At 71.0% G+C, this 24,260-nt stretch carries 22 protein-coding genes and 2 pseudogenes; 5 read left to right on the top strand and 19 right to left on the bottom strand.

The window, feature by feature from the left end:
- The first annotated feature begins 37 nt into the window (after positions 1-37).
- Together ACIRA5_RS03185 and ACIRA5_RS03180 are read left to right on the top strand one after the other, a co-directional pair.
- Entirely contained in the window at positions 38-1,018 is a 981-nt protein-coding gene (locus ACIRA5_RS03185) for a LysR family transcriptional regulator (protein WP_403686610.1), read from the top strand.
- Positions 1,019-1,054: 36 nt separating this feature from the next.
- Positions 1,055-1,825 carry an SDR family NAD(P)-dependent oxidoreductase gene (locus ACIRA5_RS03180; RefSeq protein ID WP_403686608.1) on the top strand — a complete coding sequence of 257 codons (771 nt, stop codon included), beginning with the start codon at positions 1,055-1,057 and terminating at the stop codon, positions 1,823-1,825.
- 35 nt (positions 1,826-1,860) lie between these two features.
- Here ACIRA5_RS03180 and ACIRA5_RS03175 read toward each other — a convergent pair whose 3' ends face one another.
- From ACIRA5_RS03175 to ACIRA5_RS03145, 7 genes and pseudogenes are all read right to left on the bottom strand, one after another.
- On the bottom strand, positions 1,861-3,111 hold the full coding sequence (locus ACIRA5_RS03175; protein WP_403687232.1) for an RNA polymerase sigma factor: 1,251 nt from the start codon (positions 3,109-3,111) through the stop codon (positions 1,861-1,863).
- Positions 3,112-3,116: 5 nt separating this feature from the next.
- Positions 3,117-3,458 (bottom strand): YciI family protein, encoded by a 342-nt coding sequence (locus tag ACIRA5_RS03170; RefSeq protein ID WP_352045436.1) that lies wholly within the window; start codon positions 3,456-3,458, stop codon positions 3,117-3,119.
- Positions 3,455-4,192 (bottom strand): nuclear transport factor 2 family protein, encoded by a 738-nt coding sequence (locus ACIRA5_RS03165; protein WP_403686606.1) that lies wholly within the window; start codon positions 4,190-4,192, stop codon positions 3,455-3,457. The genes ACIRA5_RS03170 and ACIRA5_RS03165 overlap by 4 nt, the downstream gene beginning before the upstream one ends.
- 122 nt (positions 4,193-4,314) lie before the next feature.
- The gene (locus ACIRA5_RS03160) at positions 4,315-5,151 is read right to left on the bottom strand and encodes an MFS transporter (protein WP_403686605.1); all 837 of its coding nucleotides are present in this window, start codon (positions 5,149-5,151) and stop codon (positions 4,315-4,317) included.
- 11 nt (positions 5,152-5,162) lie between these two features.
- On the bottom strand, positions 5,163-5,576 hold the full coding sequence (locus ACIRA5_RS03155) for a VOC family protein (protein WP_352045439.1): 414 nt from the start codon (positions 5,574-5,576) through the stop codon (positions 5,163-5,165).
- Between the two features lie 6 nt (positions 5,577-5,582).
- Positions 5,583-6,353 carry an SDR family NAD(P)-dependent oxidoreductase gene (locus tag ACIRA5_RS03150; RefSeq protein WP_403686602.1) on the bottom strand — a complete coding sequence of 257 codons (771 nt, stop codon included), beginning with the start codon at positions 6,351-6,353 and terminating at the stop codon, positions 5,583-5,585.
- A gap of 150 nt (positions 6,354-6,503) precedes the next feature.
- Positions 6,504-7,732: pseudogene (locus ACIRA5_RS03145) on the bottom strand (cytochrome P450).
- Positions 7,733-7,921: 189 nt separating this feature from the next.
- On the opposite strand from ACIRA5_RS03145, the gene ACIRA5_RS03140 reads away from it, so the two are divergent.
- From ACIRA5_RS03140 to ACIRA5_RS03130, 3 genes and pseudogenes are all read left to right on the top strand, one after another.
- Complete coding sequence (locus ACIRA5_RS03140) at positions 7,922-8,752, top strand: class I SAM-dependent methyltransferase (protein WP_403686599.1); 831 nt, start codon at positions 7,922-7,924, stop codon at positions 8,750-8,752.
- Between the two features lie 286 nt (positions 8,753-9,038).
- A complete protein-coding gene (gene rho, locus ACIRA5_RS03135) occupies positions 9,039-10,181 on the top strand; it encodes a transcription termination factor Rho (protein WP_403686596.1) in 1,143 nt (380 codons plus the stop codon).
- 124 nt (positions 10,182-10,305) lie between these two features.
- A pseudogene (locus ACIRA5_RS03130) lies at positions 10,306-11,139 on the top strand (D-alanyl-D-alanine carboxypeptidase family protein); the annotation flags it as partial.
- A 59-nt stretch (positions 11,140-11,198) separates the two neighbouring features.
- Here the strand turns inward: ACIRA5_RS03130 and ACIRA5_RS03125 are convergent.
- From ACIRA5_RS03125 to ACIRA5_RS03070, 12 genes are all read right to left on the bottom strand, one after another.
- On the bottom strand, positions 11,199-12,584 hold the full coding sequence (locus tag ACIRA5_RS03125) for a glycosyltransferase 87 family protein (protein ID WP_403686593.1): 1,386 nt from the start codon (positions 12,582-12,584) through the stop codon (positions 11,199-11,201).
- Positions 12,581-13,993, bottom strand: coding sequence for a polyprenol phosphomannose-dependent alpha 1,6 mannosyltransferase MptB (mptB, locus tag ACIRA5_RS03120; RefSeq protein ID WP_403686592.1), 1,413 nt, complete (start codon positions 13,991-13,993; stop codon positions 12,581-12,583). The genes ACIRA5_RS03125 and mptB overlap by 4 nt, the downstream gene beginning before the upstream one ends.
- A 140-nt stretch (positions 13,994-14,133) precedes the next feature.
- A complete protein-coding gene (locus ACIRA5_RS03115) occupies positions 14,134-15,084 on the bottom strand; it encodes a glutaminase (protein ID WP_403686590.1) in 951 nt (316 codons plus the stop codon).
- A 33-nt stretch (positions 15,085-15,117) separates the two neighbouring features.
- Positions 15,118-16,536 carry an aspartate ammonia-lyase gene (gene aspA, locus ACIRA5_RS03110; protein WP_060902532.1) on the bottom strand — a complete coding sequence of 473 codons (1,419 nt, stop codon included), beginning with the start codon at positions 16,534-16,536 and terminating at the stop codon, positions 15,118-15,120.
- Positions 16,537-16,787: 251 nt separating this feature from the next.
- On the bottom strand, positions 16,788-17,795 hold the full coding sequence (locus ACIRA5_RS03105) for an asparaginase (protein WP_403687229.1): 1,008 nt from the start codon (positions 17,793-17,795) through the stop codon (positions 16,788-16,790).
- An 8-nt stretch (positions 17,796-17,803) separates the two neighbouring features.
- Positions 17,804-19,252, bottom strand: a complete 1,449-nt coding sequence (locus ACIRA5_RS03100) for an amino acid permease (protein ID WP_099939789.1) — start codon at positions 19,250-19,252, stop codon at positions 17,804-17,806.
- On the bottom strand, positions 19,249-19,926 hold the full coding sequence (locus tag ACIRA5_RS03095) for a FadR/GntR family transcriptional regulator (RefSeq protein ID WP_403687227.1): 678 nt from the start codon (positions 19,924-19,926) through the stop codon (positions 19,249-19,251). Before ACIRA5_RS03095 ends, ACIRA5_RS03100 begins: the two co-directional genes overlap by 4 nt.
- Positions 19,927-20,095: 169 nt before the next feature.
- Positions 20,096-20,932 carry an undecaprenyl-diphosphate phosphatase gene (locus ACIRA5_RS03090; protein ID WP_403686588.1) on the bottom strand — a complete coding sequence of 279 codons (837 nt, stop codon included), beginning with the start codon at positions 20,930-20,932 and terminating at the stop codon, positions 20,096-20,098.
- A 93-nt stretch (positions 20,933-21,025) separates the two neighbouring features.
- A complete protein-coding gene (crcB, locus tag ACIRA5_RS03085; protein ID WP_403687225.1) occupies positions 21,026-21,400 on the bottom strand; it encodes a fluoride efflux transporter CrcB in 375 nt (124 codons plus the stop codon).
- A gap of 79 nt (positions 21,401-21,479) precedes the next feature.
- Complete coding sequence (crcB, locus tag ACIRA5_RS03080; protein WP_403686585.1) at positions 21,480-21,956, bottom strand: fluoride efflux transporter CrcB; 477 nt, start codon at positions 21,954-21,956, stop codon at positions 21,480-21,482.
- Positions 21,957-22,156: 200 nt separating this feature from the next.
- The gene (locus ACIRA5_RS03075; RefSeq protein ID WP_403686584.1) at positions 22,157-22,441 is read right to left on the bottom strand and encodes an ArsR family transcriptional regulator; all 285 of its coding nucleotides are present in this window, start codon (positions 22,439-22,441) and stop codon (positions 22,157-22,159) included.
- A gap of 179 nt (positions 22,442-22,620) precedes the next feature.
- Positions 22,621-24,183, bottom strand: coding sequence for a glycosyl hydrolase 53 family protein (locus ACIRA5_RS03070; RefSeq protein WP_403686582.1), 1,563 nt, complete (start codon positions 24,181-24,183; stop codon positions 22,621-22,623).
- Positions 24,184-24,260 lie beyond the last annotated feature (77 nt).

Raw genomic sequence — 24,260 nt, 5'->3', positions numbered from 1 at the left:
CACCGAGCTTCAACGACGCGGCCGGAAGGAGACACACATGGGTCTCGGAGCGATCGACCTGAATCTCCTGGTGGCGCTGGAAGCCCTCCTGGAGGAGAAGAACGTCACCCACGCGGGGGTGCGGCTGTCCACCAGCCAGTCCGCGATGAGCGGCTCGCTGGCCCGGCTGCGGCGGCACTTCAATGACGAGCTGCTGGTGCGGGTGGGCCGCGAGTACGAGCTGACGCCGCTCGCGGAGCGCCTGCTGCCGGTCGTCCAGGCCTCCCTGCACAAGGCCGAGGAGGCGCTCTCGCTGACCCGGCACTTCGAGCCCGCACGCAGCCGGCAGCGCTTCTCGGTGGTGATGTCGGACTATGTGATGACGGTGTTCGTGGAGCCGCTGCTGCGGGCCATCGCGCAGGAGGCGCCGGGCGTCCGCATCGACTTCCACCCCATCGTGGACGGGCAGTTGGAGACGGAGACCCATCTGCGCTGCCACGACCTGATGATCGTGCCGCTCGGGTACCAGCTGCCGGGCGTCAGCGAGACCGTGATGCACGACCGGTTCGTGTGTCTCGTCGACCCCGACAATCCGCGGCTGGTGGACGGGCGGCTCGCCCTGCGCGACCTGGCGGAGATGCCGCACGCCGCGTGCGGCATCGGCAAACTCACACCGGCCGACCGCCAGCTGGAGACCCTCGGCATCACGCCCAGGGTGCAGGTCAGTACGCCCGGCTTCAACGTGCTGCCGTTCCTGGTGAGCGGCACCGACCTGATCGCCCTGGTGCCCGAGCGGCTCGCCCGGCGCTACGAGGGCTTCGCCCGCTGTGCCGTCGTACCGACGCCGTTTCCGGACGTGCCGCTCGTGGAGGCCATGTACTGGCACCACAACCGGCACGCGGATCCCGCGCACCGGTGGCTGCGGGAGAAGGTCCGCAAGGTGGGCGCGTCACTGGACGATCCCGCGCCCGCGGAGATCGTCGACGTGGATGCCAGCCATGGCGAACGCGCGTTTCCGGAGTTGGCCCCGGCTTCCTAGCGTGGGGAGCGAACGCCCGCCCCCTTGGAGGAAGCCGTGAGCCGTACGCGCCTGGCCGGTCGTACCGTCGTCGTCACCGGAGCCGCACAGGGCCAGGGAGCCGTGGAGGTGGCCGCGGCGGCCCACGAGGGGGCCTCGGTGGTCGCCACGGACGTCCTCGACGAGCCCGGCGAGAAGCTCGCCGCCGCCCTGCGCGCCGACGGCCTCGACGTGCGCTACCACCACCTGGACGTGTCGTCCCCGGACGACTGGGCGGCCCTGGCGGCCTCCCTCGATGCCGTGCACGGGCTCGTCAACAACGCCGGGATCCCCATGCGGGCCCGCCTCGGCGCGGTCGAACTCGCCGACTGGAACCGGGCGTTCGCGGTGAACACCACCGGCCCGATGCTCGGCATCCAGGCCCTCGCCCCGCTGATGCCCCCCGGGTCCTCGATCGTGAACGTCGGCTCGGTGGCCGGTCTCACCGCCCATCACGCGGTCGCTTACACGGCGAGCAAGTGGGCGCTGCGCGGCCTGTCGAAGGTGGCCGCGCTGGAACTGGCGCCGCGCGGAATCCGTACGAACGTGATCCACCCCGGCTATATCGAGACGCCCCTGATGGCGACGGCCAACCCGGTCTTCACGCGGGCGCACCTCTCGATGACTCCGCAGGGCCGCCCGGGCAGCTGCGAGGAGGTCGCTCCGCTGGTCGTGTATCTGCTCTCCGACGAGTCGTCCTACGTGAACGGCGCCGAGATCACCGTGGACGGCGGCTACTCCGCGCACGGCGGCGTGAAGGCGATCACGAACGCGCTCGACTCGGTGTGACCACCCGGCCCGGGGACGGTCGCCGCGAACGGGTCCTACGCCGATCGGCACTCCGTGAGCCGCTTCTCCAGAAAGCGCCGCTCGGCGGCGTTCTCCACGAGCTCCAGCGCCCGGTCGTACGCCTCGGCCGCCTCCGCCGGGCGTCCCATGCGGCGCAGCAGATCCGCGCGGGTGGCGGGCAGCAGGTGGTAGCCGTCCAGCGCGCCCTCCCGCTCCAGCTCCGCGACGAGCGCCAGCCCCGCTTCCAGTCCCTGGGACATGCCCACCGCCACCGCACGGTTGAGCCGCACCACGGGGGAGGGCACGAAGCGCGCCAGTTCCCCGTACAGCGCGGCGATGTCGGCCCAGTCCGTGTCCCCGGCCGTCGCGGCGGTGGTGTGGCAGGCGGCGATGGCGGCCTGGATCTGGTAGGGCCCAGGGCGTCCGCGGCGCAGGGCGCTCTCCAGGAGGGCGGCGCCCTCGTCGACGGCGGCCTTGTCCCAGGCCGTACGGTCCTGGTCCTCCAGGGTCACCAGTTCGCCGGCCGCGTCCACCCGGGTGGCGCGCCGGGCGTCGTGCAGCAGCAGGAGGGCGAGCAGACCGACGACCTCGGGTTCGTCGGGCATCAGACGGGCCAGGACCCGGGCGAGCCTGATGGCCTCCGCGCAGAGGTTCGTACGCACCAGGTCGGCGCCGGACGTGGCGGCGTACCCCTCGTTGAAGAGCAGGTAGACCACGCCGAGGACGCCGGTGGTGCGTTCGGGCAGCAGATGCGCGGGCGGTACCCGGTAGGGGATGCCGGCGTTGCGGATCTTCCGTTTGGCGCGCACCAGGCGCTGCGCCATGGTCGCCTCGGGCACCAGGAAGGCGTGGGCGATCTCGGGGGTGGTGAGCCCGGCGAGGGTGCGCAGGGTCAGTGCCACCCGGGCCTCGATGGGGAGCGCAGGGTGGCAGCAGGTGAAGATGAGGCGCAGGCGGTCGTCCCGGACGCCGCTGTCGTCGCCGTCGTACTCCGGGTCGCCGGGCCCCTCGTCTCGTGCCAGCACCGCCGCCTCCCGCAGTTTCTGAGCCCCCACCGCCTCGCGGCGCAGCACGTCCAGGGCCCGGTGGCGTGCGGTCGTGGTCAGCCAGGCGCCGGGGCGGCGGGGCACTCCGTCGCACCGCCACCGGTCCAGGGCCTGGGCGAAGGCGTCCTGGGCGCACTCCTCGGCGAGGTCCCAGTCGCCGGTCACCCGGATCAGGGTGGCGACGACCTGGCCCCATTCCTCGCGGAAGGCGGCGGCGACCGCCGCCTCCACGTCGCCGATGTCGTTCACTCCCAGACCGGCCGCACCTCGACCGAGCCGCCGGCCAGCGCCGCCGGATGCCGGGACGCGAGCGCGATGGCCTCGTCGAGGTCGGCGACCTCGATGAGGTCGAAGCCGGCCACATACTCCTTGGACTCCACGAACGGCCCGTCGCTGAGGAGGACTTCGTCGCCCTGGACCCGGACGGTGGTGGCGTCGGTGGACGGTCGCAGCCGTGCGCCGCCCTTGACGATGTCGCGGCTGCGGACCTCGTCGATGTACGAGGTGAAGCGGGGGTCGTCGGCGATCTGCGCGGGGCTCAGCTCCTCGCCGCCGACAGGGGTGCAGATGAACAGGACGTACTTCATGACAGGACCTCCGTGACGCCGGTGTCGAAGGGGATCGAGGTGTGCTGGTGGACGATCTGCCAGCGGTCGCCCGCGGCGCGGTAGCCGGTGGTCACCCGGGCGGTGGTGTCGAGCGGTTCACCGGCGGCGAGCGTGGCGCGGATGCGTACGAGCGCGTGGCTGAAGGCGACGCTCTCGTCGACCCGTACACGGAAGTCGGACACCTCGCGGTGCACGGGCCCGCACAGTGTGGAGAACCACAGCTCCGCCGCCTTGCGCAGGGCCTCGACGCCACTCTGTTCCAGACCGCTCACGGGGTGGAACACCTCGACGTCGGGGGCGTAGCAGGCCATCGCCCGGTCGAAGTCCCGGTCCCGGCCCGCGGCGGTGAGTTCCGCGTCGAGCCGGCGGATCTCGGCCTCGGCGTCCTCGTCGTCCCAGAAGGCGCGCACCTCCATGGCGCCGACGGCCGCCACGGGGTGCTGCGCGGCCACCTCGACGGCCTCCTCCAGGCTGTCGCAGTCGAGGATGTCGTATCCGGCGACGTACTCCTTCGTCTCGGCGAACGGCCCGTCGGTGCGCAGCACCTCGCCGTCGCGCACCCGCACGGTGACCGCCTCAGCGGGGAGCCGGAGCCGGTGGCCGTGCAGCCGGACGCCGCTGCGGGCGCCGTGCTCCTCGACCCAGGGCTCGACGGGGGCCATGCCCGAGGCGTCGGCGGTGTCGTCGCCGCAGACCAGCAGCATGTACTTCATGGTTCCTCCCGGTGCTCATGAACTTCCTACACCCCACCGACGAACGGGACCGCCCCGAATCGACACCCTGGGCACACGAAGAGGCCGGGACCCGGGTCCCGGCCTCTTCGTGAAGATCCGCGCTACGCGGTGGCCGTCCGCACCGACGCCTCACCGCCGGCGCCGACCGCCGCTCGGGCGGTGTTCTTGCGCACCAGCAGCAGGGTGACCAGCGCGCCGAGCAGGGAGGCGCAGCCGCAGATCACCACGCCGAGGGCCATGCCGTGGCCGAGCGCGGTCCGCGCGGCGGCCCTCGCGCTGTCGCTGCCCGCGTTGACCACGGCGAGCGGGCCCGCGGCGGCCTCCATGCCGGCGTCCGCGCCCCCCAGCTTGCCCACCAGGGCGGAGGACGCGGCGCTCATCGCGATGGTGCTGATGACGGCCGGGCCGAGGCCCTGGCCGAACTCGCGGACCAGGCTGGTGGCGCCGCTGGCCATGCCGGTCAGCGGTCCCACCGCGGAGGCGAGGGAGATGCTGAGCGCCCAGGTGGAGACCGCCTTGGCACGGTCCTTCCCGTCCGGGGTGGCGGCCGCGATGACCGCGAGGGAGCTGGGGAAGAGCGCCGCGGCGCCGACACCGGCCAGCGCCTGTCCGGTCCACATCATGGTGATGTTCTGGGAGGTGGCGTTGAGGAGTTCACCGAACGCCAGGACGAGGCCGCCGAGCACCAGCAGGCGCTTGCGGCCGAAGAGGTCTCCCACCACACCGAAATTCAGTTCAAGAATGGCGGTGGGGAGAATGAAGGCGGACGTGACCCAGGCGACCTGGGAACCGGACGCCCCGAAGGCGGCCTGGATTTCCCCATTGATGGGGGACGGAACGGTAATGCACAGTTGCGCGGCGGCGACTGCGAGACAGCAGGCTATGAGTGTTCCGAGGTCCAGTTTCTTCAAAGAGGTCGTGGAGATCGAATCCGTCATCGTGCGTGCCCTCACTCTGCGTTTTTCTCTATGAGTTCGATGAGATTTCCCTCGGGGTCGGTGACCCAGGCCATGCGAATACCGGGTTCGGGGGAAGGACCCGGTTTCATGGCCTCGCCCGCTCCGTGCGCCACCAAGGCCGCGTAGACGGGGTCGAGTTCCGGGGTGGTGACCGCGAAGTGCCCGTATCCCTCGGTGAGGGCGGCGGTCAGCGGGTCCGGGGCTCGCAGCCCCGGCGCGGATCCGGGCCTGGCGAGGAGTTCGATCCGCCAGCCGTGCGGATGTTCCAGGACGACGGCGCTCAGACCGGGTCCTTCGAGGGTGAACGCGAAGACGGTCCTGAGTCCGAACGCCCCCTGGTACCAGCTGGTCTGGGCGGGCAGATCGCGTACGTTGACGCCCACGTGGTCGAGTCGGACGGTCACCGGCGCTCAGCCGGCCATCGCGCTGTCGCCGCCGTCGACCATCAGGTTGGCGCCGTTGACGAACGCCGCCTCGTCGGAGCAGAGGAAGGCGGCGGCGCGCGCGATGTCCTCGGGCTCCCCCACCCGGCCCACCGGGATCCGCGCCTCCAGCTGTGCCTTCGGTCCGTCGGGGTCGTCGAGGAAGGGCGCGGTCGCGGAGGTGCGGGTCATGCCGGGGGCGATGGTGTTGACCCGGATGTGGTGCGGGGCGCCGGCCGCGCACAGGTGCTTGCTCATCGCCAGCACCCCGCCCTTGGCGGCGCCGTGCGGGACCATCGGCATGAAGGGGGCGCCCCGGACGGCGGCCACCGAGGCGACGTTGAGGACGGCTCCGCCGCCGCGGGCGATCAGGTGCGGCCAGGCGGCCTGCGTACAGAAGTAGGGGATGTCGAGCTCGTTCTTGATGGTGAAGTACCAGTCCTCGGCCGGCATGGTCGCGAACGGCCCGTTCCGCAGCGCGGAGGCGTTGTTGTAGAGGATGTCGATCCCGCCGAGAGCGTCGATCCCCGCGTCGATCCACTCATGGGCGCCCGCCTCGGTGGAGAGGTCCACCGGGGCGAGGGACCGCATGACACCGCCGGCCTTCTCGACGAGTTCCACCGTTTCCGCGGCGGCGTCGGCATCGAGGTCGCAGCCGAATACGGTGGCGCCTTCCGCGGCGAATACCTGGGCCGCGGCCCGCCCTATTCCGGCCCCCGTTCCGCTGATGAAAGCGATTTTTCCGGCCAGTCGACCCATGATTGCCGTGTCCCTTGTCCAGTGCCGCCGGTGTGCGGTGCTGGCAGCGTAGGGACGGCCATTGCCCAGAACAAGAAAAGGGTCGGCGCAGGGGCATCGCGGTGTCGTATGGCTGGTATGCGGCGCGGTGTCGTACCGCGGTATGCGCGGTCAGCCGTGGGAGGTGCCGAGCCGTACCGGAAGTGCCCGCACGCTGTTGCCGACGAAACTGGACTGCCGGGAGAGTTCCGCCTCCGTCACGGCGAGGTCGAGGTCCGGGAAGCGGGTGAACAGCCGCTCCAGGGCGATGGTCGCCTCCATGCGTGCCAGCGGGGCACCGAGGCAGTAGTGGGCGCCGTGCCCGAGGGAGAGGTGGCGGGCGGCGCCGGACCTGCCGGGCCGGGTGACGTCGAAGCGGTCGGCGTCCGGGCCGTGCACGGACGGATCGCGGCCCGCCGCCGAGTATCCGGCCAGCACGGGCGTCCCCTTGGGGATCACCGTGCCGTCGACGGTCAGGTCCCGCACCGGGTAGCGGAAGGGAAAGTAGCTGACGGGCGCGTCCCAGCGCAGGGTCTCCTCGACCACGTCCGCCCAGCCCACCCCGCCCTCGCCCTTCATGACCAGCTCCAGCTGGTCCCGATGGCCGCACAGCGCCCGTACGGCGTTGATGAGGAGGTTGAGCGTGGTCTCGTGCCCCGCGATGATCATCAGTACCAGGGTGCCGATCAGCTCCTCCTGGCTGAGCCGGTCACCCTCCTCGTCCCGGGCCGCGATCAGCGCGCTGGTGAGGTCGTCGCCCGGCCGCTCGCCCCGCGCGAGGGCCACGGCGGCGAGCACGGCGACGAGTTCACGGTTGGCCGCCAGGGCCTTCTCGGGGCCGATGTCGGTGGCGACCACCTGGTTCGACAGGTGGTGCAGCCGGTCGCGGTGCTCCGTGTCCACCCCGAGCAGTTCCCCGATGACCCCCATGGGCAGCGGCATCGCGAAGTGCCGCCGCAGATCGGCGACTCCGCCGTCCCGATCGGCCGCGGCCCGGAGGTCGTCGAGCAGTCCCGCCGTCAACTCCCCGATCCGGGGCCGGAGTTCCTCGACCCGGCGCGCGGTGAACGCCTTGCTCACCAGCGACCGCAGCCGCCGGTGGTCCTCGCCGTCCGCGGTCGTCATCCCGCGTACGGCGCGAAGGTCGCGAGCGGCCACCCCGGCGCTATCCGCCCCTCCCGCAGCGCGGTGAAGTGCTCGGCGCCCTTGGCGACTTCGGGATGTGCGAGGAACTCCTTCAGCGCCTCGTGCCCGAGCACCGCCATCCCCTCCACCTCGCCGGGCAGCACCACCGCCGCGACGGCGCCGCGCTCGAGCAGCCGCACGTTGTCGGCGTGCGGGCAGCCACCGGCCGGGTCCATGCGATGCGGCGTGACGGGAGAGGTGTCCACCGGAGGTCTCCTTGCGGGGGTGGGAAGCCGGGCGCGGGCGCCGCGAGCCGGTACGACGAAGGATTCTGCCCGCTCGACCCCGTGGCCGACAGCGATGGCGTACGCGCCGATCCGCGGTTCTTCCCCCGGATCCGCCGCCATCCACGGTTGGATGACTCCATGACCGACGAGCACGAGCGGATGATGCGGGCCAACCAGGCCAACTGGGACGCGCGGACCCCCGTCCATCTCGCCAGCCGGTTCTACGGGCTGAGCGAGAAGCTCGACCCGGCGCGCTGGTTCGCCGCCTTCGAGTGGGAGGACCTCGGGGACCTGGCCGGCCTCGACGTGCTCCATCTCCAGTGCCACCTCGGCACCGAGACGATCGCCTTCGCCGAGCGCGGCGCGCGGGCCGTCGGCCTGGACATCTCCGAGGCGTCCGTGACGGCCGCGGCCGGTATCGCGGCACGGGCGGGCGCCGATGTGACGTACGTACGGGCCAATGTGTACGACGCCGTCGAATCCCTGGACGGGCGGCGGTTCGACGTGATCTACACCGGCAAGGGCGCCCTGTGCTATCTGCCCGACCTGGACCGCTGGGCCGCCGTCATCGCTCAACTGCTGCGCCCGGGAGGGAGGTTGTACATCGCCGAGTTCCATCCGCTGCTCAACGCGCTGGGCCCCAAGCCCGCCGAGGGCGAGGGCAGCGAACTGCTGCTGCGCCACGACTACCTGGGCGGCCGGGACGCCGTGCACCGGAACGCGACCTACACGTACACCGACGGACCGGCCGTCGAGGGCGCGACCGACAGTTACGAGTGGATGCACGGAATGGACGAGGTCGTCAACGCGTTGACGACAGCGGGACTCGTCATCCGCCGGCTCCGGGAGAGCGACGAGCTTCCCTGGCCGCGCTGGCCGCAGATGGTCCGCACGCCGTCCGGCTGGTGGCGCCTGCCGAAGGGGGAGCCGCGCATTCCGCTGTTGTACGGCCTCCTGGCGAGCCGTTGAGAGTCGGATCACAGCCGCTCCGCCGCAAGCCGTGGTAGTATCCGGTCAGCACTTGTGTACGCCCCGTCTCGGGCGCCGGTGCTGAATCTCCTTCTTTCGCTGACACGCTCCCTCGCTTTTCCGATCGGGCGACCAGCTTCTTCGCATCACCTTCCGAGCGCGGTCAGCCGTAGCTCCTTCAGGTGATCTTCCCCGCCGCACCGAGGCGTGAGCACGCCGCCTCCCCCCGGCACACCCCTCCCTTCCTCATGACCTCATGAATCCGTCCTCGAAAGGACCACCTCTCATGACCACCACACTCGAACACCCTCCCGTACAGAAGCAGCTCCCGGCCCACGCCGCCGGTGTCCTCGACATCGCGCACAACGGGCAGGGGTACCTGCGCGCCGCCGAGAGCTGCCTGCCCACGCCGACCGACGTCCAGGTCTCCGCCGCACTGATCCGCCGTCACGGCCTGCGCAAGGGCGACACCGTCGAAGGCGTACGCGGCGGACCCCGCGCCCTCGCCGAGGTCGAGCGGATCAACGGCCGCACCCCCGAAGAGCTGCGCCGCCGCCCGCACTTCCACGACCTCACCCCGCTGCACCCGCGCGACCGGCTCCGCCTGGAGCACCCGGCGAGCGGCATGGCCGGACGCGTCCTCGACCTCGTCTCCCCCGTCGGCAAGGGCCAGCGCGGTCTGATCGTCGCCCCGCCCAAGACCGGCAAGACGGTACTGCTCCAGCAGCTCGCGGCGGCCGTCGCGGGCAACCACCCCGAATGCCGTCTGCTCGTGCTGCTCCTCGACGAGCGGCCCGAAGAGGTCACCGACATGCGGCGCTCCGTCCGCGGCGAGGTCTACGCCTCGACCTTCGACAAAACGCCGAAGCAGCACATCGCCCTGGCCGAGCTCGTCGTCGAGCGCGCCAAGCGGCTCGTCGAACAGGGCGAGGACGTCGTCATCCTGATGGACTCGCTCACCCGGCTGTGCCGCGCGCACAACAACGCGGCCGCCTCCGGTGGCCGCACCCTCAGCGGCGGTGTCGACGCCGCCGCGGTGCACGGCCCCAAGCGGTTCTTCGGCGCCGCGCGCCTCGCCGAGGAGGGCGGCTCGCTCACCATCCTCGCCACCGCCCTGGTGGAGACCGGCTCCCGCGCCGACGACTACTTCTTCGAGGAGCTCAAGAGCACCGGCAACATGGAGCTCCGCCTCGACCGTACCCTCGCCTCACGGCGTGTGTTCCCGGCCGTGGACATCACCCCTTCCGGCACCCGCCGCGAGGAACTGCTTCTGCCCGGGGCCGAGTTGACCGCCGTACGCGGACTGCGACGCGCCCTGCAGACCCGGGACGCCCAGGCCGCCCTCGAAACCCTCCTGGAGCGGCTGCGCGCCACGCCGGACAACGCAACCTTCCTGCGTCAGGTCCAGCCGACCCTGCCCACCGCCTGATCCCACCCCGGATCCACCGCGCCGGACCTCCCGGACCTCTCCCGCGTGTGGCATCCGGGTACTGCATTCCCTCGCTCGGGCCTGGCACCCCGGCGCACGGCGACTCCGTTCCTACGTTTGCGGTATGACAATCGGATTCCCATCCCGGATGGTCGTCTCCTTGACCGCCTTCTCCTGCTCCGCCCTCTGTGTGGCCGGAGCACTGGCCCTCGCGCCGAGTCCGGCCTTCGCCCGCCTCGGTACGGGCCTGCCGAGACCCATGGCCTCCCAGACGCCCTACCTCCAGCGGGCCGGGACGCAGGTACGCACGCGGTCCGACGCCCCCGCGCTGCCGGACATCTCGGCGCTGTCGTGGGTGGTGGCCGACTCAGGCACCGGCGAGGTGCTCGCCGCGCACGACGCGCACCTCAAGCTGCCGCCCGCCAGCACCCTCAAGACCCTCTTCGCGCTGACCGTGCTCCCGGTGCTGCCCGCCGGCATCCAGCACACCGTCAAGGAGGAGGAACTGGAGGGCATCGGCGACGGCAGCAGCCTGGTGGGCGTGGCCGCGGGGCACACCTACCGCGTTTCCGACCTGTGGCGCGGCGTCTTCCTCAACTCCGGCAACGACGCCGTGCACGTACTGGCCGCGATGAACGGCGGCTGGCAGCGGACGACAACCCGGATGCAGGCCAAGGCCCGCGCGCTGGGCGCCCTCGACACCCATGTCGAGTCACCCGACGGCTACGACACCCCCGGCCAGGTCTCGTCGGCGTACGACCTCGCGGTCTTCGGACGGGCCGGCCTGCGCAACCCGGAGTTCGCACGCTACTGCTCCACCGCCGAGGCCAGCTTCCCCGGCGACGGCTACCCGTACCGGATCCAGAACACCAACCGGCTGCTGACCGGCGCCGACGGGGTGGCGCGCTACCCGGGCCTGATCGGCGTCAAGAACGGCTACACCACCAACGCGGGCAACACACTCGTCGCCGCCGCGCACCGGGGCGGACGCACCCTCCTCGTCACGGTGATGAATCCTCAGGCCGGCGGCGGCACCACGGTGTACGAGGAGGCCCGCTCGCTGCTCGACTGGGGCTTCGCGGCCGCCGGGCACGTCGAACCCGTCGGATCGCTCCCCGACAGCCGGTCCGTCCCTGCGGCGGGCGCCTCGCCCGTACAGGCGAGGACCGGGTCCGCGGACGGCCCCGACGGGGGCTGGCCGGAGGCGGCCGGAATCCTGGGCGCCGCGGGTCTGGGCGCGGGCGGAGTGGCCCTCGCTCTGCGTCTCAAGGGCGTGCGGGCCACCCGCGACTGACCCGCCGGCAGCCACAGCAGCAGCCCCAGCGTGATCCACGTGTACGTGTTGCTGCCGAGGAATCCGTCGAGGCCGGAGGAGTCGTCGAACCAGAGCCACACCACGCTGCTGCACAGCACCGCGTACAGGGCCGCCGCGACCCGCGCACGGTGCCGATGCAGCAGTACGGCGAAGGACGGCAGCAGCCAGACGAGGTGGTGCACCCAGGTGATCGGGCTGAGGAGGCAGGCGGCGAGCCCGGTGAGGGCGAACGCGGCCGTCCAGTCCTCGTCGGCCAGCGCCCACGAGGTCCGCCACGCCCACACGCACAGGAACACCAGGGCGGTCGCCGCCCACACGGCCCGGCTCGGTTCGCCCGGTGCGGCGAGCCGGGCCAGGACGCCCTGCAGCGACTGGTTGGAGACATAGGCGAGACGTCCGATGCGATTGGTGTCCCACAGTGCCTCGGACCAGTAGAAACGCGAGGCGTCCGGCGTCACCCAGGCAGCGAGACCGGTGGCCGCCGCGGCGACGGCCGTCGCGACCCCGGCGGCGCGCCAGCGGCGGCCGAGCAGCAGCAGACCGATGAAGAGCGCGGGGGTGAGCTTGATCGCGGCGGCCAGCCCGATGCCGACGCCCGCCCGGCGTCCCCTGCCGGTGGACAGCAGCCATGCGTCGCTCAGGACGAGGGCCAGCAGCAGGAGGTTGACCTGCCCGAAGCTGAAGGTGTCGCGGACCGGTTCGAGCAGGGTCAGCAGACAGGCCGCGAGGGCGTAGCCGTACCAGCCGTAGCGGCGCAGCGCGGGCCCGACCAGGATCCACACCACGGCCGCCAGCGCCGCGAGATTGAGCACCACGGAGACGGCGATCGCCGTGCGCAGCCCGATCAGCGCCATCGGCAGCATGGTCACGGCCGCGAACGGCGGATAGGTGAATCCGTACGTGGTGCCCGGCACCCAGTAGTCGTAGATCCGTCCACCGTGATGGACCCAGGCGTCGACGGTGCCGTAGTAGACGCGCAGATCGAACCAGTCGCGCAGCAGCGGCACGGTCGCGGTGAACACGCCCACCGCGACGGCGAGAGAGAGCAGGCCGAGCAGCCGTCGGCCGTCGGTGTCCAGATGTCTCATGCCGTCCGCCCCAGCACCGGCGGCTGCGCCGACTCCTCGGCCCAGGCGGCCTGACGGGCCTGCCAGAGCACGACGAGGGCGAGCGCGCCGCCGGAGACGGCCAGCACCACCTGATCCACGTCCGGCGGTCCGCCGCTGGGCAGTACGGCGAGCGCGAGTATCGCACTGGCCGCCGCGACCCGGTGGCGCACCGAGCCGTTGGGCGCGGCGGCGGCGATGAGGAACAGGCCCCACAGGGCGTACCAGGGCCGGATCGCGGGACCGAACACGGCGACCGCGCCCAGGCTCAGGCCCAGCGCGTAGATGGGGCCCGGTCGCAGGCGCAGCCATATGAACAGGACGACCAGGACGGTCACCACCAGGCCGGTCGCGTGCCAGACGGGCATCGCCAGCGGGGCGAAACCGCTGCCGAGGTCCTTCAGCAGCGCGCCCGTGGCGCGGCCGAGGACGCTGGTGGGGGACCAGTTGTGCGGGGAGACAGGGGTCTTCAGGGCCGCTATCCAGCCGTACCCCGTGCCCGCCACGGCGGTCACCGCGGCCGTGGTGGCGAGCGCGACCCCGGTCGTGGTCAGAACCGTGCGCACGACTCCGCGCCGCCCACGCAACGCCACCACCGCCAGCAGGCCGAGCACGGCCGGCGCCTTGACCAGTGCGGCGAGGGTGATGAGGACGACGCCCAGCAGGTGCCATCGGCCGCGTGCGGCGACCAGACCGACGCCGAGCAGTCCCAGCATGATGGCGTCGTTGTGCGCACCGGCCACCAGGTGCAGCAGCACGAGCGGGTTGAGCGCGCCGAGCCACAGCGCGGCGGCCGGATCGGCACCGCTGTGCCGGGCGAGGCGGGGCAGCGCCGCCGCCATCAGGCCCACGCCGAGCAGCGCGACCAGGCGCATGCCGAGCAGCCCGGCCGGTATCTCCCCACGGGTGAGGCCGGACAGCGCGGAGGCGACGGCGAGGAAGACCGGGCCGTACGGCGTCGCGGTCTGCTGCCACACCGGTGCCACCTCGTCGGCGAGCGGCCCGCCGAGCTGCGCGGGCCCGTTGGCGTACACGTCGATGTGCGCGTCGACCATGGCGCCCTGCGCGAGATAGCTGTACACGTCCCTGCTGAACAGCGGCGGCGCGAGAAGCAGCGGCGCCGCCCACGCGGCGAGCACCAGGAGCAGTGCGCGCGGCGTCGGCGGCTGCGGACCGCGTACGACCTTGCCGAGCAGCACCCACGCGGCGATCAGCAGGACGACACCGAAGTAGACCCCGACCACGCCGAGTACGGCACGCACGGAGCCGGGGTCGAGGAAGTCCCGCGTGGGCAGGGCGCCGGCCGTCTCACCGCCGAGCGCGAGGAAGGCGGTACCGATCAGGCCCAGGGCCTGACAGCGGTGGAGATCGAGGGGAGCCTTGGCCAACACTTGGCAAGCGTGTCAAGGGCGGGTGGCCGGAAAGCGACGGGGCGCCCTCCGGAGGGGGGATGTGGCGTTACCTCCATGTGGCGCGTTGCCGGGTGCGGGCTTTGTTGTGGCTGGTAGACAAGTCCCGCCCCCATGACGGCTCAGAAGACCGACACTCCGGTCAGTGTCGTGAAGCGGTCCAGGGCGGCGACGCCGGCCACCGAGTTGCCCCGCTCGTCCAGACCGGGGCTCCAGACGCACAGGGTGCAGCGGCCGGGGACCACCGCGATGATGCCGCCGCCGACGCCGCTCTTGCCCGGGAGGCCGACGCGGTAGGCGAAGTCGCCCGCCGCGTCGTACGTGCCGCAGGTCAGCATGACCGCGTTGACCTGCTTGGCCTGGCTCTGGGTGAGCAGTCGGGAGCCGTCGGCGCGCAGGCCGTGCCGGGCCAGGAAGCTCGTGGCGAGGGCGAGGTCGGCGCAGGACGCCTCGATCGAGCACTGGCGGAAGTACTGCTCGAGGAGCACCGGTACCGGGTTGTCGATGTTGCCGTACGAGGCCATGAAGTGGGCGAGGGCCGCGTTGCGGTCGCCGTGGGTGGCCTCGGAGGCGGCCACCTCCTGGTCGAAGGTGAGCTCGGCGTTGCCGCTCTCCGCGCGGAGGAAGGCCAGCAGGGTGCCGGCCGCGTCGCCGGTACGGGTCTGGAGCCGGTCGGTGACGACGAGGGCGCCCGCGTTGATGAACGGATTGCGCGGGATGCCGTTCTCGTACTCCAGCTGCACCAGCGAGTTGAAGGGGTTGCCGGAGGGCTCGCGGCCGACGTGTTCCCACAGTTCGTCGCCCTCACGGGCCAGGTCGAGGGCGAGGGTGAAGACCTTGGTGATGGACTGCGTGGAGAACGGCTGCCGCCAGTCCCCCACGCCGTACACCGTGCCGTCGAGCTCGGCCACGGCCATGCCGAAGCGCCGGGGGTCGCAGGCGGCCAGCGCCGGAATGTAGTCGGCGGGCCGGCCGCGGCCGGGTGTCTGCCCGATCTCGGTGGCGATGCGCTCCAGGACCGGCTGGAAGGTCGGGGACGACGGATACGACGAAGACGCAGCCATGATCACCATTGTGCCGCCGGACCGGTCCTGGTGCGCATCGGGTCACACCGCCTGCGGGGTGCCGCTGCCCGCGATCACCTCGGGCCGCAGCAGCGCCGCCAGCCGCTCGGCGGGCAACAGGCCCTTCTCCAGGACGAGTTCGGCGACACCGCGCCCGGTGGCGAGGGCCTCCTTGGCGATGTCGGTGGCGGCCGTGTACCCGATGTGCGGGTTCAGGGCGGTCACCAGGCCGATGGAGTTCTCGACCGCGGCGCGCAGGACCTCCGTGTTGGCGGTGATCCCGGTGACGCAGCGCTCGGCGAGGGTCAGGCACGCGGTGCGCAGGTGGGTGATGCTCTCGGACAGGGAGTGCAGGATGATCGGCTCGAAGGCGTTGAGCTGGAGCTGCCCCGCTTCCGCGGCCATGGTGATGGTGACGTCGTTGCCGATGACCTCGAAGGCGACCTGGTTGACGACCTCGGGGATCACCGGGTTGACCTTGCCGGGCATGATGCTCGAACCGGCCTGCACCGGCGGCAGGTTGATCTCGTTGAGTCCCGCGCGCGGCCCGGAGGACAGCAGCCGCAGGTCGTTGCAGCTCTTCGACAGCTTCACGGCGATCCGCTTGAGCACGCCGGACATCTGGACGAAGGCGCCGCAGTCCTGCGTGGCCTCGACCAGGTTGGCGGCGGTGACCAGGGGCAGCCCGGTGATCGCGGCCAGGTGACGGCGGGCGGATTCCGCGTATCCGGCGGGGGCGTTGAGGCCGGTGCCGATGGCCGTCGCGCCGAGGTTGATCTCGTGGATCAGCTCGACGGCCTCGGCGAGCCTGCTGCGGTCCTCGTCGAGCATCACCGCGTACGCCGAGAACTCCTGCCCGAGGGTCATCGGCACCGCGTCCTGGAGCTGGGTACGCCCCATCTTCAGCACGTCACGGAACTCGAAGGCCTTGGCGGCGAAGGCGTCCTGGAGCACGGCCATCGCCTTGAGCAGCTCGCGCACCGCGAAGACGGTGGCGACCTTGACGGCGGTGGGGTAGACGTCGTTGGTCGACTGGCCGAGGTTGACGTCCTCGTTGGGGTGCAGGTACTGGTATTCGCCCTTGGCGCGGCCGAGGAGCTCCAACGCCCGGTTGGCGACGACCTCGTTGGCGTTCATGTTCGTCGAGGTGCCGGCGCCGCCCTGGATGACGTCGACGACGAACTGGTCGTGCAGCTTGCCGGCGCGGATCTCCCGGCAGGCCGCGACGATGGCCATCGCCTTCTCCGGTTCGAGCAGGCCGAGTTCCTCGTTGGCACGGGCGGCGGCCTCCTTGACGGCGGCCAGGGCCTCGATCAGATGCGGGTAGGCGGAGATCGACGTTCCCGTGATGGGGAAGTTCTCGGTGGCGCGCAGGGAGTGGATGCCCCAGTACGCCTCGGCCGGGACGTCACGGTCCCCGAGCAGATCGTGTTCACTGCGGTGCGCTACGGCGACGGTCATGACTGAGCGGTCCTCTTTCGGAGGGGTGAGGGTGAGATGGGTGAGGCGTAGGGGCGGGGCAGGAGACAGAGACTTCGGGGACACTCCCGGCCGGACAGCGGAGGCGAGCCCCTGATCCAGGCCTGAGGCGCACGAACCCAAGGGACGCGGGGCTGTGACAACATGCGTCTCCGCCGCATGGGCGCGACCAGCCACGACGAACCCGCACCCGGACCCGCCACCGCACCCCCACGGCCGTGGTCGCGCGCCGCTCACTCCATGAGCGGATCGAGCGCCCGGGCGGGGCGAAGCCCGCCCACAACGCCGCCGCCCCCGAGCAACGGCACGGAGCCGAACTCCGCGAGCAACGCCGGGGCGACCCCCGCGCGCGCGAGCGCCGCCGCGGCCACCGGCCCACGCGCCCGGTCCGCACCGTCGGCGATCTTCACAGCGACGGCCCGGCCGTCCGGCAGCGCGGCCATCTGGACGCCTTCGAAGCCGTCCTTGGTGAGCAGCCCCGGCACGGCCCGCATCAGCGCCGCGACATCGCGGCCGGAGCCGGACGCCATCTCGGCGTGCTCGCGCATCGCGTCGGCGACCCGCGCCTCGGGGGTGCCGGCCGGTGCGGTGGCGATCCGGGCGGCGGCGCGGGCGAGCCCGTGCAGCGAGACGGAGAAGAGGGGCGCGCCGCAACCGTCGACGGTGACCTGGGCGATCGCCTGCCCAGTGAGGTCCTCGACGATCTCCGCGATGGCCTGCTGGAGAGGGTGACCCGGGTCGAGGTAGTCATCGAGCGACCAGCCGTTGAGCCGGGCGGTCATCAGCATGGCGGCGTGCTTGCCGGAGCAGTTCTGCGCGAGTCGGGACGGCAGCCGCCCCTCGCGGATCCAGGCGTCCCGCACGACCGGGTCGTACGGCAGGTCGGGCACGTTGCGCAGGTCGTCCTCGGTGACTGCGGCCAGTTCCAGGATCCGCCGGGTCCCGGCCAGGTGCCGTTCCTCACCGGAGTGACTGGCCGCGGCCAGCGAGAGCAGCTCGCCGTCCAGCGGCAGTCCCGCCCGCAGCATCGCCACCGCCTGGACGGGCTTGAGCGCCGAGCGCGGGTAGAACGCGGCCTCGATGTCCCCGATCTGGAGGTCGACGCCGCCGTCGGCGGCCAGGACGACCACCGAGCCGTAGTGGACGCCTTCGACGACTCCACCGCGGACGAGCTGGGCGACGGGGGCGTGCAGGGGTTCGCGGATCACCGGGGCGGCCGCGATCGAGGCGGCGTACGTCATGCTCGTGCTCACGCGTCCACTCCGTCACGGATGCCGGAGACCCGGCGGCGCACCCCGTACCACCCGGCAACGAGCGCCACGGCGATCAGCGGCAGACACAGCACGGTGGTGCGCCCCGCTCCCCCGTCCGCGTACATCAGGACGAGGACGGAGACGAGGAAGCCGATCGTCACGATCTCGGTCCACGGCGAGCCGGGCAGGCGGTAGCTCGGCCTGGTCAGCTCACCGCGCTGGGTCTTCCGCCAGAACAGCACATGACAGAGCATGATCATGCCCCAGGTGGCGAGGATGCCGATGGCGGCGAAGTTCAGGACGATCTCGAAGGCGTCGGCGGGGACCACGAAGTTGAGGCCGACGCCGAGGACGCAGATCCCGCTGGTGAGCAGGATGCCGCCGTACGGGACCTGGCTGCGGCTCATCACGCCGGTGAACCTGGGAGCGGAGCCCGACATCGCCATGGAGCGCAGGATGCGGCCGGTGGAGTAGAGGCCGGAGTTGAGGGACGACATGGCCGCGGTGAGCACGACCAGGTTCATCACGCCGCCCGCCGCGGGGATGCCGATGTTCGACAGGACGGTCACGAAGGGGCTCTGGCCCGCGCTGTACTTGTTCCAGGGCAGCAGCATCGAGAGCAGGACGACCGAGCCGACGTAGAACAGGCCGACACGCCACATGATCGAGTTGATCGCCTTCGGCATGATCTTCTCGGGGTTCTCCGTCTCGCCCGCCGCGACACCGACCAGCTCGACGGAGGCGTAGGCGAAGACGACGCCCTGGATGATCAGCAGCATCGGCAGCAGGCCGTTGGGGAAGATTCCGCCGTTGTCGGTGATCAGGGACGGGCCGGGGGTGGTGCCGTCGACCGGGTGCTGGGTGACCAGCAGGAAGATGCCGATGAGCATGAAGACGACGAGCGCGCTCACCTTGATGATCGCGAACCAGAACTCCAGTTCGCCGAACATGCGTACGGATATCAGGTTCACCGTGAGGACGACGGCGAGCGCGACGAGCGCGATCACCCACTGCGGGATGTCGGAGAACATGCCCCAGTAGTGGGTGTAGACGGCCACGGCGGTGATGTCGGCGATACCGGTGGTGGCCCAGTTCAGGAAGTACATCCAGCCGGCGACGTACGCGCCCTTCTCCCCCAGGAACTCCCGGGCGTACGACACGAAGGCGCCGGAGGACGGCCGGTACAGGACGAGTTCGCCGAGCGCGCGCACGACGAGGAAGGCGAAAACGCCGCACACCGCGTACGCGACGAAGAGGGAGGGGCCGGCGTCGGCGAGCCGGCCGCCCGCGCCGAGGAAGAGGCCGGTGCCGATGGCACCGCCGATGGCGATCATGTTGACGTGCCGGGACTTCAGCGACTTGCTGTAACCCGCGTCTCCGGCGTCGACGTGCGCGGCCGGTTTGCCGGCCGATGTGGCCTCGTCTTTGAGGGACTGCTCGCTCACGCCTCGGGTCCGCCTTCCGTGGGGATGTCCGTACGCGCGGGGCGCACGATGTCGGTGAGGGTGGTCTCCACGCGGTCGAGGTGATGGGACATCGCCTCCACCGCGTCGTGTTCACTGCCGTCGATCAGCGCCTCGACGATCGCCCGGTGCTCACGGTTGGACTGTTCGCGCCGACCGCCGAGCTCGTTGAGGAAGGCGGACTGGCGGGCCAGCGCGTCCCGGATCTCTTCGATCACCCTGCGGAAGACCGGGTTCTGGGAGGCCTCGGCGACCGCGATGTGGAAGACCGTGTCCATCGCGACCCACGCCGTGGTGTCGGTCTCCCGCTCCATCCGCTCCAGCAGATGGGCCAGGTGGTCGAGGTTCTCCGGGGTGCGGCGCGCCGCCGCGTAACCGGCGACCGGGATCTCGACGTGGCGGCGCACCTCGAGCAGGTCGCTCGCCGCGTAGTCGCCGAAGGTGGGGTCCTCGACCGCGTTGGCCACCACGAAGGTGCCCTTGCCCGTACGGGACACCGTCAGGCCCATCACCTGCAGGGCCCGCAGCGCCTCGCGGAGTACCGGCCTGCTGACTTCCAGGCGGCGGCACAGCTCGGCCTCGGAGGGGAGTTTGTCACCGATGGCGTATTCGCCGCGCTCGATGGCGCCGCGAAGGTGGGTGAGCACCGCTTCCATGGCGCTGACGCGCCGCGGTACCGATCCACCTGTCTGGCTGTCTGACAGGTTCACGGGGTGATCCTGCGGGTGACAAGAGGGGGCTGTCAAGGGCGGTGAAAAGAAACATTCAGGGGGTGCGAAGCCTGTAAACCGGCTTCGCACCCCCTGTGAGCTGCTGTTTCGACGATCAGCCGGCGAGGTTCCCGCTCGCCAGCAGCCCGAACAGTGCCAGACCGATCACGATCCGGTAGATCACGAAGGCGTTGAAGGAGTGCTTGGCGACGAACTTCAGCAGCCAGGCGATCGACCCGTAGGCGACGACGAAGGAGACGATCGTGCCGACGGCGAGCGGCGCGGCGCCCACCCCCGTGCCCAGGGCGTCCTTCAGTTCGTACAGACCGGCGCCGGTCAGGGCGGGGATGCCGAGGAAGAAGGAGAGCCGGGTGGCGGCGACCCGGTCCAGGTCCAGGATCAGCGCGGTCGACATCGTGGCGCCGGAGCGGGAGAAGCCCGGAAAGAGCAGCGCGAGGATCTGCGAACAACCGACCAGCATCGCGTCCTTGAAGGACGTGTCGTCCTCACCGCGCTTGTGGCGCCCCATCTGGTCCGCCGCCCACATCACACCGCTGCCCACGATCAGCGAGCCCGCGACCACCCACAGGGACGCGAGTGGTCCGTCGATGAGCGGCTTGGCGGCGAGGCCCACGATCACGATCGGGATGGTGGCGTAGATGACCCACCAGGCGAACTTGTAGTCGTGGTGCTGCCGCTCCTCGCGGTCGCGCAGCCCTCGGCCCCACGCGGAGACGATCCGCACGATGTCCTTGAAGAAGTACACCAGTACGGCGGCGATCGCGCCGACCTGGATGACCGCTGAGAACCCGACGACGGCCTTGTCGTCGACCGGGATGTTCATCAGCCCCTCGGTGATCTTGAGGTGGCCGGTGGAGGAGACGGGGAGGAACTCGGTCACTCCCTCGACGACTCCGAGGACGACGGCCTGACCGACGTTGATGACGCTCATAGGATCCAGTTCTAGGTCTGAGGGGTTGATGATGAGAAGTATTGGTCGACAGTGCTGTAGACAGTCTTACTATGCGCGGGTGCCGTCCGGCGCCTACGCCCACGCCGCCCGGGCGAACGAGACACCCGCGAACGCCGCGCCGAGCCCGGCCGTCACGCTCACGAGCACGTTGGCCGCAGCGTAGAACCCCGCGCCGGTCTCGGTCAGCCGTAGTGTCTCGTACGAGAACGTCGAGTACGTGGTCAGCGCCCCGCACAGGCCGGTACCGAGGAACAGCTGAAGGTGGGAACCCGCGGCGCCTGCGGCGACCGCGCCGGTCAGCAGGCCGAGAATCAGGCAGCCGACGACGTTGACCGCGAAGGTGCCCCAGGGGAAGAGGGTGTCATGCCTGGTCTGCACGGCACGGTCGGTCAGATAGCGCAGGGGTGCGCCGGCCATTCCACCGACGATCACCAGCAGCCAGTTCACAACCACCTCTTACCTTCCTTGCCCGTTTTGTCGGATCCGACGTCACGTCCCGCATGCCGGGCGCTGCCCGTCAGCCGTGTCATCGCCGCCTCCGTACCAGGGCGCGGCGGGTCGCGGTGGCCGCGAGCCACACCGCCGTGAGCGCCGCGCACAGGGTCGCGGCGAGATAGGCGAGGCCGGTTCCGGGGTGGCCCGAGTCGACCAGTTTCCGGATGTCCACGGCGTAGGTCGAAAAGGTGGTGAACCCTCCCAGCACACCGGTGCCGAAGAAGGGCCGCACGAGTCGGTGGGCCGCCCACACGTCCGTGATGACGACCATGAACACGCCGATCACCGCACAGCCGATGACGTTGACCCAGAACGTGGTCCAGGGGAAACCGCCCGTCTCCACGGGCCACAGCCGCGTGGCCCCGTACCGGGCGGTGGCGCCGATGGCTCCGCCGAGCGAGACCATCGCCACGACCGGGGCCTGGCCGTGCCAGGGGGACGCGGGGCGCGGGGTCGGCCGTGCGGCGGCAACGGGTTCGTCGACGCGCTCGGGATGCGGGACTGTCACGACGTACTTCTCCTACTCGCCAGGCCCGGGCCCCCGGGCACACCTCATCGCAAGTAGGGACCGTTGACGGCATCAGCGCCGCGGTTCGGGTACGGCGGGCCCCACCGCCGCGCCGCGACACATGATCGCGGCCGCTGAACAGGGTAACGCCGACGCCGACGCCCTCGCACACTCGACCGGGGCACGCGGCGCCCCGCCGCTTACCAGCCCTTCTCGAACAGGGAGCGGACCTCGGCGATGCGGTACTCGTCGCGGTGGTAGAGCGTGCGCCGCCCGATCCTGCTCGCGCGCAGGAGCCCGACCCCGACGAGGAGGTCGAGGTGGGTGCGGGCGACGGCGTGGCTCACGCCGAGCTTGGTGGCGAGGGTGGCCGCGTCGACGCCGTCGACGAGAGAGCCGTGGCGCTCGGGCGGGAAGTGCTCGGCGGGGTCCCGCAGCCACTCCAGGATGTCCAGGCGTCGCCCGCCGACGGGAACCCTCAGCATCTCGTCCCCCTGCCCTTCGTGATGGTGGCGCTGTGTGGCCACTGTCCCGCAGCCCGGGGCGGCCCGCACGGGACTTCCACGCCATCGCGCGGCCCGGAAATCCCCGGGACATCACAAGGGCCCGGCCGCCTCGGCAGCCGGGCCCTCATGTCATCGACGGTGACTGATCAGGTGGCTGATCAGCGGTGCCCGAACTGCGACATGGCGGGCAGCGCCTTGTCGTCGAAGCCGAACAGCGCCTGGTTCTCCCAGCCATTGCCGGACGTGGCATCGGCCGGGTCCCAGCCGTTGCCCGTGACGGCGGTCCAGGTGGCCTCCCAGTAGAAGACACCGAGGCCGCGGCCGTTCGGGACGGCCTCCACGACGTTCATCACGTCCCGCAGCCACGCGGACTGCCCGGCGGTGGTGGCCGGGTAGCCGGCGACGAGCTCATCGGTCGTGTCGATCTGGTTGACGAGCGAGTCGTCGCTGTCGAGACGGAAGGGGTAGGCCGTCTCGGCCAGGAACACCGGCTTGCCGTAGCGCGCGGCCGCGTCGTCCAGGGTCGTCTGGAAGTCGGAGAGCGGGCCGTGCCAGTAGCCGTAGTAGGACAGGCCGATGGCGTCGAACTTCACGCCGTTGGAGACCGCGTTGTCGAACCACCAGCGGGTGCCGGACAGGTCGCCGCCCTTGGCGAGGTGCAGCGCGACGGTCGTCGACGAGCTGACGGCCTTGACGGCGTCGTAGCCGGAGTTGAGGAGCCCGGCGAGCTGCGACCAGTTGTCGGTGGAACCCTCGGACCACAGCATGCCGCCGTTGATCTCGTTGCCGACCTGGACCATGTCGGCGGTGGTGCCCTGCGCCTTCAGCGCGTTGAGGACGTCGTACGTGTGGTGGTAGACGTCCGTCTTCAGCTGGCTGTAAGAGTGGCCCGCCCAGGCGGCCGGCTTGGTCTGGGCGCCGGGGTCGGCCCAGGTGTCCGAGTAATGGAAGTCGACCAGGAGCTTCATGCCCTGCGCCTTGATGCGCTTGGCCATCGCCAGGACGCGCGTCTTGTTGTTGTAGCCGTCGGCGGGGTTCACCCAGACCTTCAGGCGTGCGTAGTTCATACCGGCGGACTTGAGGATGGCGAGCGCGTCACCGGTGGTGCCGGAGCTGGTCTTGTAGACGCCGCCGAGGGCCTCGCTCTTGGCGAGGGAGGAGATGTCGGAGCCCTTGACGGACAGCCCGGTGGCGCTGCCGGAGGTGAACGTCAGGTCGTCGACGTTGATCCAGTTGCCCGCGTTGGCATCGGAGTTGATGCTGATCGTGCACTGGTTGTTGGTCACCGCCACAGGGACGACGAGGTGTATCCATCCGCTGCTGGAGACCGGCAGGTCGGTGCGCTGCTCGGTGCCGCCGCAGTTCTTCAGAGCGAGGTAGGCGGAGTTCTGGCCGCCGCCCGAGCGCACCCAGGCGGTGAGCCGGTAGTTCCCGTTGGTCAGTCCGGAGAGGTACTGGTACGTCTCCACCTTGTAGGCGGCGGAGGAGTACTGCGAGAGGCGGTAACCACCGCTGTGGCCTCCGGCCTCCACGTAGGAGGCGCCGGTGTCGCCGTACTCCGACCAGCCGGCGGGCGTGGCCGTGCCGGCGCCGTCGGCCTCGAATCCGGCGTTGGTGAGGGTGCTCGCGGCCTGTGCCGTCTGCGCGGGCAGGGCGGTGAGGGCCAGCCCGGCCGCGAGCGGCAGCAGCAGGGTCCTGAGTGTGCGTCTGGGATGGAACATCTTCGTCCGTCGTCCCTTCGACGTGATGGGAAATGGGGGTGCCCCCGGAGTGGCTCTGGGGGGCGACCCCTCCGCCC

The organism is Streptomyces sp. NPDC096311 (assembly GCF_044763085.1).
Classification (GTDB): Bacteria; Actinomycetota; Actinomycetes; order Streptomycetales; family Streptomycetaceae; genus Streptomyces.
Note: the sequence above shows the minus strand (reverse complement) of the source record. Positions and strands in the feature narration are given on the sequence as shown.